This is a genomic window from Mucilaginibacter ginkgonis (assembly GCF_009754905.2).
Classification (GTDB): domain Bacteria; phylum Bacteroidota; class Bacteroidia; order Sphingobacteriales; family Sphingobacteriaceae; genus Mucilaginibacter; species Mucilaginibacter ginkgonis.
This window is the reverse complement of the sequence record NZ_CP066775.1, coordinates 1,656,652-1,672,758: the sequence shown is the minus strand read 5'-3', so window position 1 is coordinate 1,672,758 and position 16,107 is coordinate 1,656,652. Positions and strand designations below refer to the sequence as shown.

The 16,107-nt window shown below is 43.3% G+C and carries 10 protein-coding genes; 7 read left to right on the top strand and 3 right to left on the bottom strand.

Annotated elements, in window-relative coordinates; all coding sequences use genetic code 11:
• Positions 1–7: 7 nt before the first annotated feature.
• From GO620_RS07740 to GO620_RS07710, 7 genes are all read left to right on the top strand, one after another.
• Positions 8–2,443 (top strand): ABC transporter permease, encoded by a 2,436-nt coding sequence (locus GO620_RS07740; RefSeq protein ID WP_157523967.1) that lies wholly within the window; start codon positions 8–10, stop codon positions 2,441–2,443.
• A gap of 26 nt (positions 2,444–2,469) precedes the next feature.
• Positions 2,470–4,824, top strand: coding sequence for an ABC transporter permease (locus GO620_RS07735; RefSeq protein WP_157523965.1), 2,355 nt, complete (start codon positions 2,470–2,472; stop codon positions 4,822–4,824).
• A gap of 179 nt (positions 4,825–5,003) precedes the next feature.
• Positions 5,004–7,427, top strand: a complete 2,424-nt coding sequence (locus GO620_RS07730) for an ABC transporter permease (RefSeq protein WP_157523963.1) — start codon at positions 5,004–5,006, stop codon at positions 7,425–7,427.
• A gap of 31 nt (positions 7,428–7,458) precedes the next feature.
• The gene (locus GO620_RS07725) at positions 7,459–9,888 is read left to right on the top strand and encodes an ABC transporter permease (RefSeq protein WP_157523961.1); all 2,430 of its coding nucleotides are present in this window, start codon (positions 7,459–7,461) and stop codon (positions 9,886–9,888) included.
• A 65-nt stretch (positions 9,889–9,953) separates the two neighbouring features.
• Entirely contained in the window at positions 9,954–10,991 is a 1,038-nt protein-coding gene (locus GO620_RS07720) for a DUF4097 family beta strand repeat-containing protein (RefSeq protein WP_157523959.1), read from the top strand.
• Positions 10,992–11,213: 222 nt separating this feature from the next.
• Positions 11,214–11,894 carry an ABC transporter ATP-binding protein gene (locus GO620_RS07715; protein ID WP_157523957.1) on the top strand — a complete coding sequence of 227 codons (681 nt, stop codon included), beginning with the start codon at positions 11,214–11,216 and terminating at the stop codon, positions 11,892–11,894.
• A 1-nt stretch (position 11,895) separates the two neighbouring features.
• A complete protein-coding gene (locus GO620_RS07710) occupies positions 11,896–13,218 on the top strand; it encodes a TolC family protein (protein WP_157523955.1) in 1,323 nt (440 codons plus the stop codon).
• A 59-nt stretch (positions 13,219–13,277) separates the two neighbouring features.
• On the opposite strand, the gene GO620_RS07705 is transcribed toward GO620_RS07710, so the two are convergent.
• From GO620_RS07705 to GO620_RS07695, 3 genes are all read right to left on the bottom strand, one after another.
• Positions 13,278–14,372 carry a DUF3667 domain-containing protein gene (locus GO620_RS07705; RefSeq protein WP_157523953.1) on the bottom strand — a complete coding sequence of 365 codons (1,095 nt, stop codon included), beginning with the start codon at positions 14,370–14,372 and terminating at the stop codon, positions 13,278–13,280.
• A gap of 27 nt (positions 14,373–14,399) precedes the next feature.
• A complete protein-coding gene (locus tag GO620_RS07700; protein WP_157523951.1) occupies positions 14,400–15,659 on the bottom strand; it encodes a nucleoside permease in 1,260 nt (419 codons plus the stop codon).
• Positions 15,660–15,774: 115 nt separating this feature from the next.
• A complete protein-coding gene (locus tag GO620_RS07695; protein WP_157523949.1) occupies positions 15,775–16,107 on the bottom strand; it encodes a Rieske (2Fe-2S) protein in 333 nt (110 codons plus the stop codon).

Here is a 16,107-nt window from a genome sequence, read left to right as displayed (position 1 = left end):
TGGAACCATGATAAGAAACTACATTAAAACAGCTTGGCGAAGCCTGATGAAGAACAGGGCTTTTACGGCGATCAATGTTTTTGGGTTGGCATTAGGGCTAACCGCTTGTTTACTTATCGTTCTCTATGTGGTTGACGAATTAAGTTTCGACAGGTATAACACCAGGTCAGACAGGATATACCGTGTTAACGAAGATCTAAAATTAGGTAACAACGCCGTAAAATATGCTGTCGCGATGGCGCCACTGGCGCAGACCTTGAAAAACGATTTCCCGGATGTAGAAAATGCTGTGAGAATAAAGAATGCAAACAGCTGGCACATCAAAAAAGGTGCAGAAAAGATACTGGAACCAAATGTTGCTTTTGCTGATCAGTCTTTGTTTGATGTGTTTACACTACCAATGCTCGACGGCAACCCGTCTACAGCTTTAAAAGAGCCTAACAGCATGGTGATCACTGAAACAACAGCTAAAAAATATTTCAACACTACAGAAGCCGTTGGCCGCAACCTCACCATTGATGACAACACTTTATTTAAAGTAACAGGCGTAATTAAGGATATACCTAAAACATCGCACTTTAATTTTAACATATTGGTGTCGATGTCGACGTTCCCCGATAGCCGTGATACCCATTGGCTGCGCAGCGACTACAATACTTATGTGCTGCTAAGAAAAGGCGCCGACCCTGCCAGGCTTGAGGCAGCGTTTCCACAATTGCTGCGAAAATACTCTGAAGGAGAGATGGAGAAAGAGCTGCACCAAAGCATCAACGACTTTGAAAGGAGCGGCAGCCACTTTTCTATGAACCTTATTCCGCTGACAGACATTCACCTGCACTCAAACATATCCGGCGAGTTGGGCAGCAATTCAACAATGCAGTATATCTACATTTTTTCTGTCATTGGTATATTTATCCTCTTTATCGCATGTGTAAATTTCATGAACTTGTCTACAGCACGGTCATCGAACCGGGCCAGGGAAGTGGGGGTTCGCAAGGTGTTGGGGTCATCACGCAACTATCTTATAGCACAATTTTTAACAGAATCGTTGCTTATCACGCTCACTGCTGCGATCATTGCTTTGGCAGCAGCTGTTGCATTGCTGCCGTTGTTTAATCAGCTTGCAGGTAAAGAGGTTAGCATCACAATAAACACGTTGGCGTGGCTGATACCTGTATCTATCTTCCTGGTTTTGGTGATAGGCTTTTTAGCAGGGGCCTATCCGGCATTTTTCCTCTCGGCTTTTCAACCCGTGGATGTATTAAAAGGCAAAATTGCTACAGGCTTTAAAGGTGGCTTTTTGCGAAGTTTCCTGGTTATCTTTCAATTCTCTATTTCCATCTTCCTGATCATCGGCACACTGGTTATTTATAACCAACTTCATTACATACAAACCCGCAATCTGGGATATGACCGTAAGCAGGTACTGGTCATCAAAAACACTTTTGAGTTAGAAAAGCAGGTGCAGACCTTCAAACAGCAGGTAAAGGAATTACAAGGCGTAAGCAATGCAACCGTTACCGGCTTTATACCAACAGGCCAAAACCGTGGTACGGCTATTTTTTACAAAGATGCGGCTGCACATGACCAAGCCAATTCTATATTTCCACAAACCTGGCCGGTTGACTATGACTATTTGAACACCCTGGGCATGAAGCTGTCGGCGGGCCGAAACTTTTCTCAAAACATGGGTTCAGATTCGTCGGCGGTACTTATAAATGAAACTGCTGCAAAGTTTTTGGGCTTTAAAGACCCGATCGGCAAAACCTTGTACAGGCGCGTTGGAAAAGACAACCTGGTAGAAAGCTTTAACATAATTGGCGTAATTAAAGATTTTAATTTCAATTCGTTACGCGAAAACATTAGTCCGGTTGTAATGCGATTGGGCAGCCCGAGGGCCGAGAATGACATCAGCGACGTAAGCGTAAAAGTAAGCACAGCAAATTTACCGGTACTTTTGTCGCAAATACAAGTTATCTGGAGCAGCCTTACACCAACTCATTTTGAATATTCATTCATGGATGAGGACTTCAACAATCAATATAGGTCAGAACAGCGCATAGGGCAGATATTTATCATTTTTACATCATTGGCAATTTTAATCGCCTGCCTTGGTTTGTTCGGCCTGGCGGCGTATGCTGCGGAGCAACGCACAAAGGAGATAGGCATTCGCAAAGTGCTGGGCGCGAGCGTATCGGCAATTGTTGGAACGTTGTCTAAAGATTTTCTTAAGCTTATCATAGTAGCGATAGTATTAGCTTCGCCTTTAGCGTGGTACGCCATGCATAAATGGCTGCAAGATTTTGCCTATCGTATTAATGTACAGTGGTATACGCCGGTCATCGCGGCCATCGCCTCCATGATAATCGCTTTCATTACCATCAGCTTTCAATCTGTTAAAGCCGCGCTGATGAATCCGATAAAAAGTTTAAAGAACGAATAACCATAAACCTTACTAACCTAAATACCATGATAAAGAATTACATTAAGATAGCATGGCGGAACCTGATAAGAAGTCTTGGATTTTCGCTGACTAATGTGCTGGGTCTAAGCATAGGCATAACCTGCACCATCCTCATTTTCATGTGGGTGAAAAATGAGTTGTCGTACGATAAGCATAACGAGAATTACAATGATGTTTATCAGATCTTAGCTAACCGCGATTTTAAGAACACTATTTTTACTGATGAAAGCATGGCGTTCCCGCTTTCGAGTGCACTGCAAAACAGCAATCCTGCAATTAAAAGCGCTGCAATTACAACCCATGCAGAAGATCATTTAGTTGAATACAACGGTAATAAATTGAAGAAAACCGGCCGTTACACGGGCGGCGACTTTTTCGACATTTTTACCGTTAAGTTTATGATAGGGAGTGCTGCCGCGCTTAAAGACCCCCGCTCTGTCATTATAAGCCAGTCAACCGCGAAAGCCTTCTTCGGGGATGCAGATCCAATGAACAAAGTACTGAAATTTGACAACCAGAATAACTACAAAGTGGCGGCTGTGACTAAAGACATGCCTCAAAATAGTACCGTTCAATTCGATTTTCTGGTACCCTTTGACTATTCATCGCCCAATGTACAGGCTTCTATGAAAGAGTGGGTAAACTCGTCATGGTACGTATACATTAAAACTGCTCCCGGCGCTAATATCGCATCAGTTGAAAAATTTATAAACGATGTTAAACACCAGCATGATACGCATGACCAGATAAGTACCTATTTCGCCTTTCCGATGAGCAAGTGGCATTTGCAAAGCGAATTTAAGGAAGGGAAAAACGTTGGCGGGATGATTCAGTATGTAAAACTGTTCACCATCATAGCAATAGTGATCCTCATTATCGCCTGCGTTAATTTTATGAACCTATCTACAGCCCGCAGCGAAAAGCGGGCAAAAGAAGTAGGTATTCGCAAAACGTTGGGATCTGATAAGAAGCAACTCATCATCCAGTTCTTCTTTGAGTCGATGATCTTGTCACTTATAGCGTTTGTAATCTCTGTTCTGACGGTTTTGCTATTGCTCCCGGCATTTAACAATTTGGTGAACCAGCGTTTGAGCCTAAATCTTACAGACCCTGTTTTCTGGCTTGGTGCGTTGCTCATCATTCTTTTTACCGGTATAACGGCCGGAAGTTACCCTGCTATTTATCTGTCGTCATTTAATCCCGTAAAGGTTTTGAAGGGCACTTTCGCGGCAGGCAAGAGCGCAGTGCTGCCCCGCAAGGTATTGGTGGTGATGCAGTTTGTCACTTCTATACTGCTCATATCTGTAACCATTATTGTTTACCAGCAAATACAGCATGTTAAGAACCGCGATATTGGTTACAATCCAAACAACCTAATTATGATTCCTTCATCGCAAGCTGTGGACAAAAGTTATTCGGCGGTGAAGAATGAATTGCTCGGTACAGGCGTGATAAGCGCGGTAAGCCGTACAATGTCGCCAATAACCCAGGTATGGTGGAAGTCGCCGTCACCCGATTACGATGGCAAGCCGGCAGACGTAAACGTGATATTTACCGGGCTGAATGTTGATGTTGATTACACTAAAACCGTAGGAGCAAGGATAATTAAAGGCCATGATTTTACAGGTAAGCCGTCAGACTCATTGTCAATGATGCTGAATGAGGCTGCAGTTAAGGTGCTCAACCTTAAAGATCCTATAGGTATGCAAATGCGGTACGGTCGCAGAAAATTTACGGTTATAGGCGTTACCAGCAACGTGGTTATGGAGTCGCCGTTTAAACCTGTCGACCCGCAAATGATTTACTACCGTCCGGATGGATCTTCTATGGTGAATGTGCGCGTTAAAAACGGCGTAAATCCTAAAAAAGCGATTGCCGCACTCGAGCCCATATTTAAGAAATATAATCCCGAAAATCTGTTTGAGTATCAATTTGTAGATCAGGAATTTGGAAAGAAATTTATTACAGAGGAGCTAATCGGCAATATCACTAACATATTTGCAGGCCTGGCTATTCTGATCTGCTGTATTGGTCTGGGCGGACTTGCATCTTTTACTGTAGAAAAACGTTTCCGCGAAATTGGGATCCGCAAAGTGGTAGGCGCCAACGTGCAGCAATTGTTAAGCCTTATCTCTAAAGAGTTTATGCAGCTGGTGGGTATCGCGTTCATTATAGCTGTGCCACTTACTTGGTGGCTCATGTACAAGTGGCTGCAAAATTATGAGTATAGGGTTAGTATCCAAATATGGCTATTCGGTATAGTTGGCGTGATCATTTTACTGCTAACCTTAATTATCGTAAGCCTTAATACTATTAGGGCAGCTCTGGCTAACCCGGTCAAGAGTTTGCGATCTGAATAGTGGTTGGACGTTCACTACCGTGAATTTTTCTGTTACAGCCGGCAACTTGTATCGTAACCGAACATAAACTGTGTTACAAGCGGACGTTCATAGCTAAACTATATTTTATAACATATTGAAATACAGCACAGTGTGTAAATGGTACGGATTTGCCATACGCATCAATACAAAATTTACTTATGCTTAAAAATTATATTAAAACGGCATGGCGCAACCTTTGGAAAGGGCGTGTATTTAATTCTATGAATATTGTCGGCCTGGCAGTTGCCGTAGCTAGTTCTACATTACTACTGCTAACTGTCTACTTTGAATTTTCGTATGATAAATTTCATAAGAACGTAGACAATATTTATCAGTTCTACACCACCATAAATCATACCGGTGTACCGGAAAAAAACACAGCCATGGCGGTGCCGTTTGCGCGCGCTGTAAAAGCAGATTATCCCGGCATCAAAAATATCACAAGGGTAGCAAGCGGTGGCGCCCTGGTAACTTATGGCGATAAGCAAATCTCAAAAGGGATACTATTTGCAGATGCCGATTTCTTTAGAATATTTACCTTCCCGGTGGTTGAGGGGAATGCAGGTGCCTTAACCAATCTTAATGATGTTGTGATCACAAGGTCTGCAGCTAAATCTATTTTTGGCGACCAACCTGCTGTTGGTAAAAGCATTACGTTAAAGTATGGCGAAAAACCTCAGCCTTTCTTAGTAGCAGGCATTATAGATGATATGCCTGCGAATTCGAGCTTTGAAACAGATATCTTTGTTCGCTTCGAAAATGTGCAGGGTTACCAGGAAAACCTCAAACACTGGGACAACCAAAATCATCGCGTGTATGCTTTATTAAGCGATAACGCTAATCCACAAAGTCTGGAGAGTTCATTTTCACCATTCATACACAAATACTTTGCAGATCAGCTAAAAGATTTAATACGTGATGGCGCTAAACCTGTTTTCAACAACGATCGCATTTCTCTAAACCTGGTACCATTTAAAGGGTCGCATTTAAACACCGATGTAAGCGGCATACAAGGATCGCCAATTAACAAAACCTATGTTATTGCATTATTGGTGATCGCGGTTTTCATCTTATTGATCGCGTGTATCAACTTCATTAACCTGGCGGTTGCAAGGTCTTTTATCCGTGCCCGCGAAGTAGGCGTGCGCAAAACGTTAGGAGCGGGCAAATGGCAATTATTAACCCAATTCTGGACAGAAACGTTAATGATATGTATTGTTGCTTTTGCTATTGGCATTGCCTTAGCAGCATTCATTCTGCCAGGTTTCAATGCAGCTTTTCGCAGTCATATTAGCCTGAACATGCTGCTGCAACCTATGCAGCTTTTGAGCATAGCAGGAATATTTATTTTCATCACAGCGGCCGCAGGTTTTTACCCGGCTATGCTAATGATGCGTTATAAAACTACACAGGTTTTAAAAGGTTCTGTCAATACGCAGAAGCCCGGCCAGGTGCGTAATATTTTGCTGGTAGTTCAATTTTCTATCGCAACTATCTTAACCATATGCACGTTAATAACTTGGCAACAAATAAGTTACTTGCAGCAAAAACCCTTAGGTTATAGTAAGACCGAGGTTATAAGCATTCCAATCGGGCAAAGCATCAATGGTACGGAAGCAGTGGAGCGTTTCAGGAACCAGGCAACAGGCCAGGCCGGGATAGTTGCCGTAAGTGGAGGCTATTTAAATTTTGGCCGTGGTAATGATGGTAGCGCCAACAGGTCTATACTTGGCTTTAATTATAAAGGCCATGAAATACGCACGCATGAGCAGGGTATAGAATATGACTATGTTAAAACCCTCGGGCTTAAATTGGTTGCCGGCCGTGATTTTTCGAAAGATTATCCTGCCGACAGCAACAGCGTTGTGATCAATGAAAAAATGGCCGCACAGATTGATGGCGGCAAAGATGTGGTTGGCAAGTATCTGCCCATGCATGACGATAAAAAGCCTCAGCAAGTAATTGGTATTGTTCAAGACTATAATTTTGAGTCGCTGCATGACGACATTGCGCCTATGAGCATGGAAATGACCAGGCAATATGCTATGCAATATGTATTCGTACGATTGAAATCTAATAATCTACAGAATGATTTTAAGCGTGTGAAAGCATTGTGGAACACCACCTTTCCTAACACAGAGTTTAATGGGTCCTGGTTAGATGAAAACACCCAGCGCCAGTATAAAAGCGAGCAGCGCTTGTCTACGATATTCATTTCGGCTGCCATCATCGCCATTGTAATCTCCTGCATCGGTTTACTAGCTATCTCGATAATGGTCATTGTTCAGCGGACAAAGGAAATCGGCATCCGGAAAGTACTAGGATCAAGTGTGGCCAACATTGTGATGCTTATCTCCAAAGAGTTTGTGCGGTTGGTATTGCTCGCGGCAATAATCGCTTTTCCTATCGCCTGGTTTACCATGCATAAATGGCTGGAAGGCTTCGCGTATAGGATAACTATACATTGGTGGATTTTTGCACTTGCAACGGTTATTGCATTGGTAATAGCCATGCTTACCATAAGCTATCAAGCCATTAGAGCGGCGTTAGCTAACCCGGTTAGAAGTCTGAAAAACGAATAACAAAAGCCATACATCACCTAAATCACACGCTATGAATTTGATCAATCTTAAACTTGCAGTGAGAAATATAAGCCGCAATGTCACATTCAGCGCGGTAAACATACTTGGGCTGGCTTTAGGCTTAAGCATCTTTTTATTGATCGCGGAGTATCTGGCCTTTGAATGGAACGCAAATCGTTTTCACACAAACTATCAGCAGTTGTACAGGGCAAATCTTTTTACGCCGGCCAAAGAAAAAGGTGACTACTATCTGCCGCCGGGGCTTGCCGGTGCCATCAGTTCCCGCGTGCCCGGAGTGAGGCAGGTTGTACGTATGGCCGAGGGTTTAGGCAGCGGGGTAGTGGTGTCTGCTGATAGCGATGGCGGTCGCGTTTTTACAGAGAATAATATCTCCTACACAGACGGAAATTTCTTTAAGGTATTTTCTTTTTCCCTTGCGTCAGGCAGTGGCGACCTCTCTGGCGCACAAACTGCAGCGATTTCTGCAACTACAGCCAAAAAGTATTTCGGTACTGCAAACGCTGTAGGCAAGACGTTAACGGTAAAAAACCAATTTGGAAACACTACCTACACGGTCACCACGGTTTATAAAGACATGCCGCAACAATCCGACATCAAGGCTGATATATTGCTCTCTTTAAAAACGCTGGAAAATCCGGCTTTCAGGAACGGCAATGACTGGGCCGACCCCAATACCCTTGGCCCACGCTTTTGTTTCAACTACGTTCTGCTGGACAAAGCTGCAGACCCGGATAAGATCGATAAAGCAGCGACAGCGGTTATGGCACAAGTGCTGCCGGAGAAAGATCGCAACGACTTAAAATTTCGTTTGCAGCCTTTTAAATATCTCCACCTTGCGGATGGATTTAATTATCCCTTTCAAACTACCGGCAGTTTGGTAATGGTAGTCTCTTTTCTTGTTGTCGCACTACTGATCATTGTCATCGCTTGGGTTAATTATATCAACTTATCTACGGCGCAGGCCTTGCAGCGCATAAAAGATCAGGGTATACGTAAAATATTGGGAGCGAGCAGGTTCCAGGTTGCAGGATACCATTTTACAGAAAGCTTTGTTTTTACAGCCATAAGCTGTGGCATTGCGCTGTTATTAGTGGTAGTTGTTCAACCGTTCTACAACTTGTTTCTAGAAAAAGAACTTTCGCTTAAAATACTAAACCAGGCGTGGTATGGCGCTGCTGCGATCTCTATAGTTATTGCGGGATATTTTCTTGCTGCAGCATACATTTCTTTACTTACGTCGGCACCCAACGGGCTGCAGGCTATAAAAGGTAAAACAGGTTTTGTTAAAGGCAACGTCTTGAAACGTGTTATGGTGGTATTTCAATTTACTATATCCATAATCCTCATCATCGCAACTGTAACGTTATACCGGCAACTAAGCTTCATGCAGTCGCAAGACCTGGGCATGAACATAGACCAACGCCTTGTAATCACAGGGCCGTCTGTAGTAAATAGCGAGCATAAAACTGCATCGGCGACATTTGCCAATGAATTGCGCCATTTGCCATTTGTTAAAATGGTGGCAGGATCTAATAACATTCCGGGGCAAGGTTACAATTTTGCAGCAGATGGGATCACGAACCTAAATCCATCACCGGGTGACGAAAAGAAGTCGTATGCTATGTTGATCGTCGATGGCAGCTACTTCGAAACATATGGCATAAAGTTTAAAGCCGGTAACAATTTTTCTGAGCAAGACATCAATACTGGCTGGTCAAAGGCCGGCAAGGTTATACTAAATGAAGCAGCAGCGCTTCAACTCGGTTTTAACGATCCCGCTCTTGCCGCAGGTCAAAAAATTAAATGGGGTAAAGATTATGAAGTGGTAGGGGTGATAAAAGATTATCACCATCTTTCGCTTCATCAGTCCATTCAACCAATGGTATTTTTGCCCGCTGTTGCAGATGGTTATTTTACCATTAAGGTAAATTCGCGCGAAATGAAAGCGCACATCAGCCAGCTTCAAGCTCTGTATCGTCAAACCTTCCCTGGCGAGCCATTCGCATATGCATTCGAAGATGAATTATACGGTCGCCAATACCGCTCTCAAGAGAAGCTAGGAACGCTATTCATCGCTGCCGCCGTTGCCGCTATTTTCATCGCAGCCTTAGGCTTGTTCGGTCTCGCGGCGTTTGCAGCACAGCAAAAGGTCAAAGAAATTGGCATCAGAAAAGTATTAGGGGCGGGCGTAGTAAACATTATCAACCTTATCAGTGCCGATTTTATTAAACTTGTTGCGCTGTCAGTAGTTATCGCGTCGCCAATTGCGTGGTTTGTAATGGATAAGTGGCTAATGGATTTTGCTTACCGCATACACATGCAATGGTGGATATTAGCTTTAAGTGGTGGCATTGCGCTTCTGATCGCTTTGGTTACTGTAAGTATACGATCATTCATGGCCGCCATGGCTAACCCGGTTACCAGCCTAAGAAATGAGTAAATTTATTTTTGATGCAACATCCTTTCTAAAACACGCGTCTTATCATTAACCAAAACTAAAATATTATGAAAACCAGCCTCTTACTACTCCTATTGTGTGCAGGTAGCTCGGCGTTTGCCCAACGCGCAAACCAGGAACCGTACATGACCAAAACCTTACCCGGTAATATTAAAGAAGCCTTTGTAAATACGTCGGGCGGAAGTATAACTGTTAGAGGAACTACAGCGGGTGACACCCGTGTCGATGTATTTGTAAATGGTAATAACGGTCAGCCTCTTGACAATGCCGAAGCTAAAAGCCGTCTTGAAAAGGATTACACGTTAATCGTTGATGTGCAAGACGGTGAAGTTCACGCTACAGCTAAATCAAAAAATAACCGGGGCTGGAACTGGAACAATAACAATATCAGCGTGTCGTTTCGCCTGTATGTGCCGGTGCGTACCGCAACCAATCTGGAAACCAGTGGTGGAAGTATCACGATGGACAATCTTACCGGCACGCAACAATTTGGCACCAGTGGCGGCAGTTTGCACTTAGACCATTTAACAGGAAATATAAAAGGGGAGACCAGCGGTGGCAGCATCACAGTTGCTAATTCAAAAGAAAACATTAATCTTCAAACCAGCGGTGGCAGCATCCACGCGGACAATTGCAATGGCATCATCAGGCTGGAAACCAGCGGTGGTTCGTTAACACTTAATCATCTAAGCGGTAACATTAAGGCCGGAACGAGCGGCGGCAGCATACATGGCGACGGCATAAACGGTGAACTTATCACCAGCACTAGCGGTGGCAGCATCACGCTGGATAATCTTTCTGCAAGTCTTGACGCGTCGACAAGCGCGGGCAGTTTACACGCGAACTTTAAACAAGTTGGCAAATATGTAAAGCTGGATGTTAGCGCAGGCCATATTGACCTTACCCTTCCCGCTAAACAAGGCCTAGACCTTGATCTAAGCGGCAACCGTGTAACGGGCGAATCTTTACCCGGTTTTAGCGGCGAACATGACCGAGACAGGATCCGGGGCAAAGTAAATGGGGGGGGTGCTACTGTAAAAGCTGATGCAGGCAGCGGGCACGTTAATGTTTCCTTTACCAATTAATGGTCTCAACCAGATAATGCAAAGGCCTTTCGCTAAAACGGAAGGCCTTTTTGCTTAGCATCTATTGTATCATAACCGAACGCCCTTTGTCGCACAACCGTACACCAATTGCCTAATTACACTTAATAACGTACTTGTAATCAATTACTTATGTGTTTGGTACATTATTGATATAGCATTGTACGGTTTGTAATTATAACTTCATCGTTTAAACAACCTTTTATGTTATCACTAAAAAATATATCCAAGTATTACCAGGCCGGCGGCAACAAAGTGTCGGTTTTAAATAGTGTAAGCCTCGACGTTGAGGCGGGCGAATTTGTATCAATCATGGGCCCGTCGGGCTCCGGGAAATCAACGCTGTTGAATATTGTCGGTATGTTAGATGAGCCGTCGGAAGGGTACCACTATTTTATGGGCGAGGCGGTTCACCTGCTGAAAGACAAGCAACGCTCAGCCTTGTATAAACAATACATAGGCTTTGTATTCCAGGCTTATCATCTGATCGATGAATTGACAGTTTATGAAAACATCGAGACACCTTTGATCTACCACGATTATAAAGGCGCTGAGCGCAAGGCAATGGTAGCTGATATGCTTGACCGGTTCCAAATTGTCGGCAAGAAAGATCTTTTTCCTTCGCAGCTATCGGGCGGACAACAGCAATTAGTAGGAGTGGCCCGCGCGTTAATAACTAAACCCACTTTACTTTTGGCCGACGAGCCTACAGGTAACCTAAACTCTAAACAAGGCGAAGAGGTAATGGAACTTTTTCAAAAGCTTAACCGGGAGGATAAGGTGACCATTATACAGGTTACCCACAGCGAGAAAAATGCCGAATATGGCTCGCGCATCATTAATTTAATGGACGGCAAGATCGAGTCGTCGCGAAATCTGAGATAAAATGAAATTTTTAAGATACGTTATAATTGCACTTTTACTTGGGCAAACGGGCACTACACTTGCCCAAACCGTAGACACTTTATACACTTTACAGCAATGTATAGATATCGCTATCCGTAATAATCTGGACGTAAAGAAAAGCGAGATAACTGCGGAGCGCGACCGTATTTATTGGAACCAGGCTCGAGAAAATCTGTTGCCAACCTTTAGTGCGAGCATTAACCATGGGGTAAACAACGGTCGCAGTGTGGATCCTACTACTTACCAATACACTAATCAGCAAACGGTATATGCGCAATATTACGCAAATGGTAACCTCATTTTATCGAACGGGTTAACACTGATTAACACTATCAAGCAGACATCACTTAATTATCAGGCAGGTAAACTGGATTATCAGCAAGCAAAGAACGATATTACCTTAAACGTGATCTCCACTTATTTGCAAGCACTTGAAAGTACAGACGCCCTTGCGGTAGCAGCCCAGCAGATAGAGGTTTCGCAGCAACAAGTTAACCGTTTGGATATATTGAATAAAGACGGCAGCATTTCTCCAGCGGATCTTTCAGATCTTAGAGGACAATTGGCCGCTAACAAATTATCGCTCATAGATGCTAGGAACGCCATGTATGCTGCAAAATTAAACCTGTTGCAGTTAATGAACGTTAATTACAACCGGGATGTGAAACTGCAGCGCTTATCTGCAGAAGAAACGCCGGGTAAATACAAGGAAAATGCAGAACAGGTATACTCCACCGCGCTAAACACTTTACCACTGGTTGCGGCGGCTGACTTGCGTTATAAAGGTACACAGAAAGAGGTTGCCGCGGTTAAAGGCCTGCTTTTTCCTACCTTGGCTTTGACAAGCGGCTTGCAAACCAACTACGCAAATATTGGTAATTCGGGTTATTGGTCGCAGTTGAGCAACAATTACAATTACGGATTTGGTTTGGGTTTGCAGATTCCTATCCTTAACGGCTTTAGGGCACGTAATAACGTTAAGCTCGCTAAGCTTGACATGCTAAACGCCAGATATACTACCGAGACAACGAAAATCACGTTAAAGAAAAACGTCGACCAGGCGTATATCAACATGCTTTCTGCATATGAGCGTTACCAAACGACACATGACCAGGTTGACGCCTACACTCAATCCTTCAATGTTGCCCAAGCTAAGTTTAATGCAGGCGTGTTAACCTCGGTTGATTTTGTTACGGTGAAACAGCGCCTGGATAGCGCCAATTTAAACTTGATAAGCGCGCGCTATGATTATTTCATCCGCGCCAAAATTTTAGATTACTATCAAGGTAAGCTTAATTTATAAGATAGTTTTAGTTTAGTTAGTTATGTCAAAGCCGCCTCGAAGATGAGGCGGCTTTTTTGCTATACGAGTGCCGTAAGGACTACCAGCCCTAACATGCAAAAAGAAAATGCTATAAGGTATACGAAAGAAATTCCGAACATTTTAGAAATAGTCCGTCCGTTACTGCGATGATATACTACCTTAAAGGCTTTGAAAATATAGTAAACCACCCAGAAGAAAACGATCGTATTTATCCATCCGGATAAGCCCCATGTTTCGGGCAGTATCCAGTTGAATTGTATAGCAATTAACCATAGTAAAAATACAAAGCAGTGCAGATGGAAAGAGAATATGAGATGCTCCACGTAGTATTTGTGGTTTTTCCAGAAAGCGAGGCGAAGTATCAACGCGAACAACGGAAGCAGCACAAACATCATTTTAGGTATGTTATGCTTTATGTCTTCAAGAAATATCTCTTTTGCCTCGCTGCCATACTTTTTATAACTAAAGGCTTTGCGCTCAAACTGGCGTTTAAAAAATCCGTCCCGCTCATCAGCACGTAGTTTTTTTTGTTCGGCTTCATAATCGGCATATGTCTTAAAATCAGTATCACCAATGTTTGCTAACCCAAAAAAGTGGCCACTGTCATCGTTGTCATTTACGTCTACGTCATCTTCTCCATCTTTTCTAGCACGCTTTTGCTTTTCTTTTAATGAATCGGCAGACGCCTGCTTTTTCATTGCATTGATGATCATCGTCTTCTGTCCATCGCTTAAAACCTTAGCACTATCGAGCGATTTTTTTGTGGCTGCAATTTCTTTGTTTGTGACCTTTTTATGCTGAATAGCTTGCTCCTTATCGTCGCCAGATTTTTTGAACAGCATCACAAAGAAAACCAGGCTAATGAAGATATACATCTTAATAGGGTGCAGGTATTGCGCCCTTTTGCCAGCCATGTACTCGTTGGTGAGGTGGCCGGGTTTAAATAAAAGCGGTTTTAGGGTATGAAAAAACTGGTGGTCGAAATGAAAATAATCGCTGATGGCGTGGTTCATCAGGTGGCCAAAGTTTTCTTTGATCTCCAGATTTTCCTGGCCGCAGTTATGGCAATATTTACCATCGAGTATAGTACCGCAGTTAAGACAATTATTCTCCGATCGGTAGTGTTTTTTCATGGCATTAATTTAAACCAATTTCTTAAACTACGCATGCAGAATGGCTTCTTTCAGCGCGTCGTTGTGACGGTATTTGAACACGAATGGGAAAATTACCGCAATGATCAGGGCATAAATAGCGAAGCTTAACCAGATGCCATGCCAGTTTTTGCTGTGGTCTGCAAGGGTGAAATATTTATCTATTACTATGCCGCTTAACGTGCTGCCGATAAGTGCACCAAAGCCATTTACCATCATCATAAATAGTCCTTGGGCGCTTCCGCGGATCTCCGGAGTGGTTTGCGTTTCCACAAACAGTGAACCCGAAATATTAAAGAAGTCGAAAGCCATTCCATATACGATACATGAAAGAATGATCATCCATAACCCTTCTGCCGGGTTGCCATAAGCAAACAAGCCGAAACGCAGCACCCATGCCAGCATACTGAATAACATGACATATTTGATGCCGAATTTTCGTAAAAAGAATGGTATCGCGAGAATGAAAAGTGTCTCTGATATTTGCGAAATGGACATAATGATCGCAGGATATTTCACGGCGATGGTGTCTTTGTAGGCTGCTATGCCTGCAAAATCATGAATGTAAGTGTCGCCGTACGCATTGGTCAATTGAAGAGCAGCGCCAAGCAATAACGAAAAGGCAAAAAATATAGCGAACCGCTTAGACTTAAATAAAACGAAGGCATTTAGACCTAACAGACTAACCCAGGACTGTGTATTTGTAGTTTGAAGCAACGGTGGGCATTTGGGCAATGTAAAAGCATATAAACCTAGTGCCAACGCTACGCCTGACGCTATATAAAATTGATTGGCAGACGTTTCGTTGTGGGTTAAGCTAACTGTCCATAGCGCAACGATAAATCCTATAGTGCCCCAAATACGAATAGGAGGGTAGTCTTTTACAACATCCAGATTAGCGCGTTTAAGCGCCGAATAAGCTACTGTTATTGATAAGGACATGGTTGGCATGTAGAACACCATGGTCAGCAACATTACCCAAAAAAATGCTACCGGATCAGTTACCATGGGTAGCGTAAACAGTGCAGCAGCTTGCAGGATATGCAATACGCCGTAAAGCTTTTCGGCGTTAATAAATTTATCTGCAATAATGCCGGTAATGGTAGGCATAAATATAGCCGCGATCCCCATTGTAGAGAAGATGGCACCAAACTGCGCTCCCGACCAATGTTTATTTTGAAACCAGTATGCACCAATGGTGAGCAACCACGACCCCCATATAAAGAATTGCATAAAATTCATGAGTATCAGGCGCAGCTTAACAGACATATGAAATCTTTATTTCCGGTTTAATCAAGGTTTTAATTCAAAGGCGGAAAATAGCGAAATATTGCGATTTGGAAAGAATGAAATTCGGCGGTTACTTATAAAATCCAAACTAAGATTATAGCTTGCTATCAAATATGTCCCAAAAAGATTGTAAACCAACGTATACGCCATCGTCGCGTACTTCGGTAGGATAGGTGTCTACGTAATCATTCTGACCCGGATCACCGCGACCGGTTTTAATATCATAAGCATAGCGGTGGAAGGGGCAGATGATCTTTCCATCTTTGCACCACCCGCCTGACAAGTCGGCTCCGGCATGCGGACAGTAAGCGTTCAGGGCAAAATACTCTTCTTGATATTTTATGAGCACCAGCTTTTTACGTCCAACAATAATGCGTTTCAACGTTACATTTTCCGAGGTCAGGGGGGCGGCAAAGTACCATTTCAT

Coding starts and splice junctions, on each gene's coding strand:
- GO620_RS07710 (WP_157523955.1), top strand. CDS start 11,896: ATGAAATTTTTAAGATACGTTATAATTGCACTTTTACTTGGGCAAACG.
- GO620_RS07735 (WP_157523965.1), top strand. CDS start 2,470: ATGATAAAGAATTACATTAAGATAGCATGGCGGAACCTGATAAGAAGT.
- GO620_RS07700 (WP_157523951.1), bottom strand. CDS start 15,659: ATGTCTGTTAAGCTGCGCCTGATACTCATGAATTTTATGCAATTCTTT.
- GO620_RS07725 (WP_157523961.1), top strand. CDS start 7,459: ATGAATTTGATCAATCTTAAACTTGCAGTGAGAAATATAAGCCGCAAT.
- GO620_RS07705 (WP_157523953.1), bottom strand. CDS start 14,372: ATGAAAAAACACTACCGATCGGAGAATAATTGTCTTAACTGCGGTACT.
- GO620_RS07720 (WP_157523959.1), top strand. CDS start 9,954: ATGAAAACCAGCCTCTTACTACTCCTATTGTGTGCAGGTAGCTCGGCG.
- GO620_RS07695 (WP_157523949.1), bottom strand. CDS start 16,107: ATGAAATGGTACTTTGCCGCCCCCCTGACCTCGGAAAATGTAACGTTG.
- GO620_RS07715 (WP_157523957.1), top strand. CDS start 11,214: ATGTTATCACTAAAAAATATATCCAAGTATTACCAGGCCGGCGGCAAC.
- GO620_RS07730 (WP_157523963.1), top strand. CDS start 5,004: ATGCTTAAAAATTATATTAAAACGGCATGGCGCAACCTTTGGAAAGGG.
- GO620_RS07740 (WP_157523967.1), top strand. CDS start 8: ATGATAAGAAACTACATTAAAACAGCTTGGCGAAGCCTGATGAAGAAC.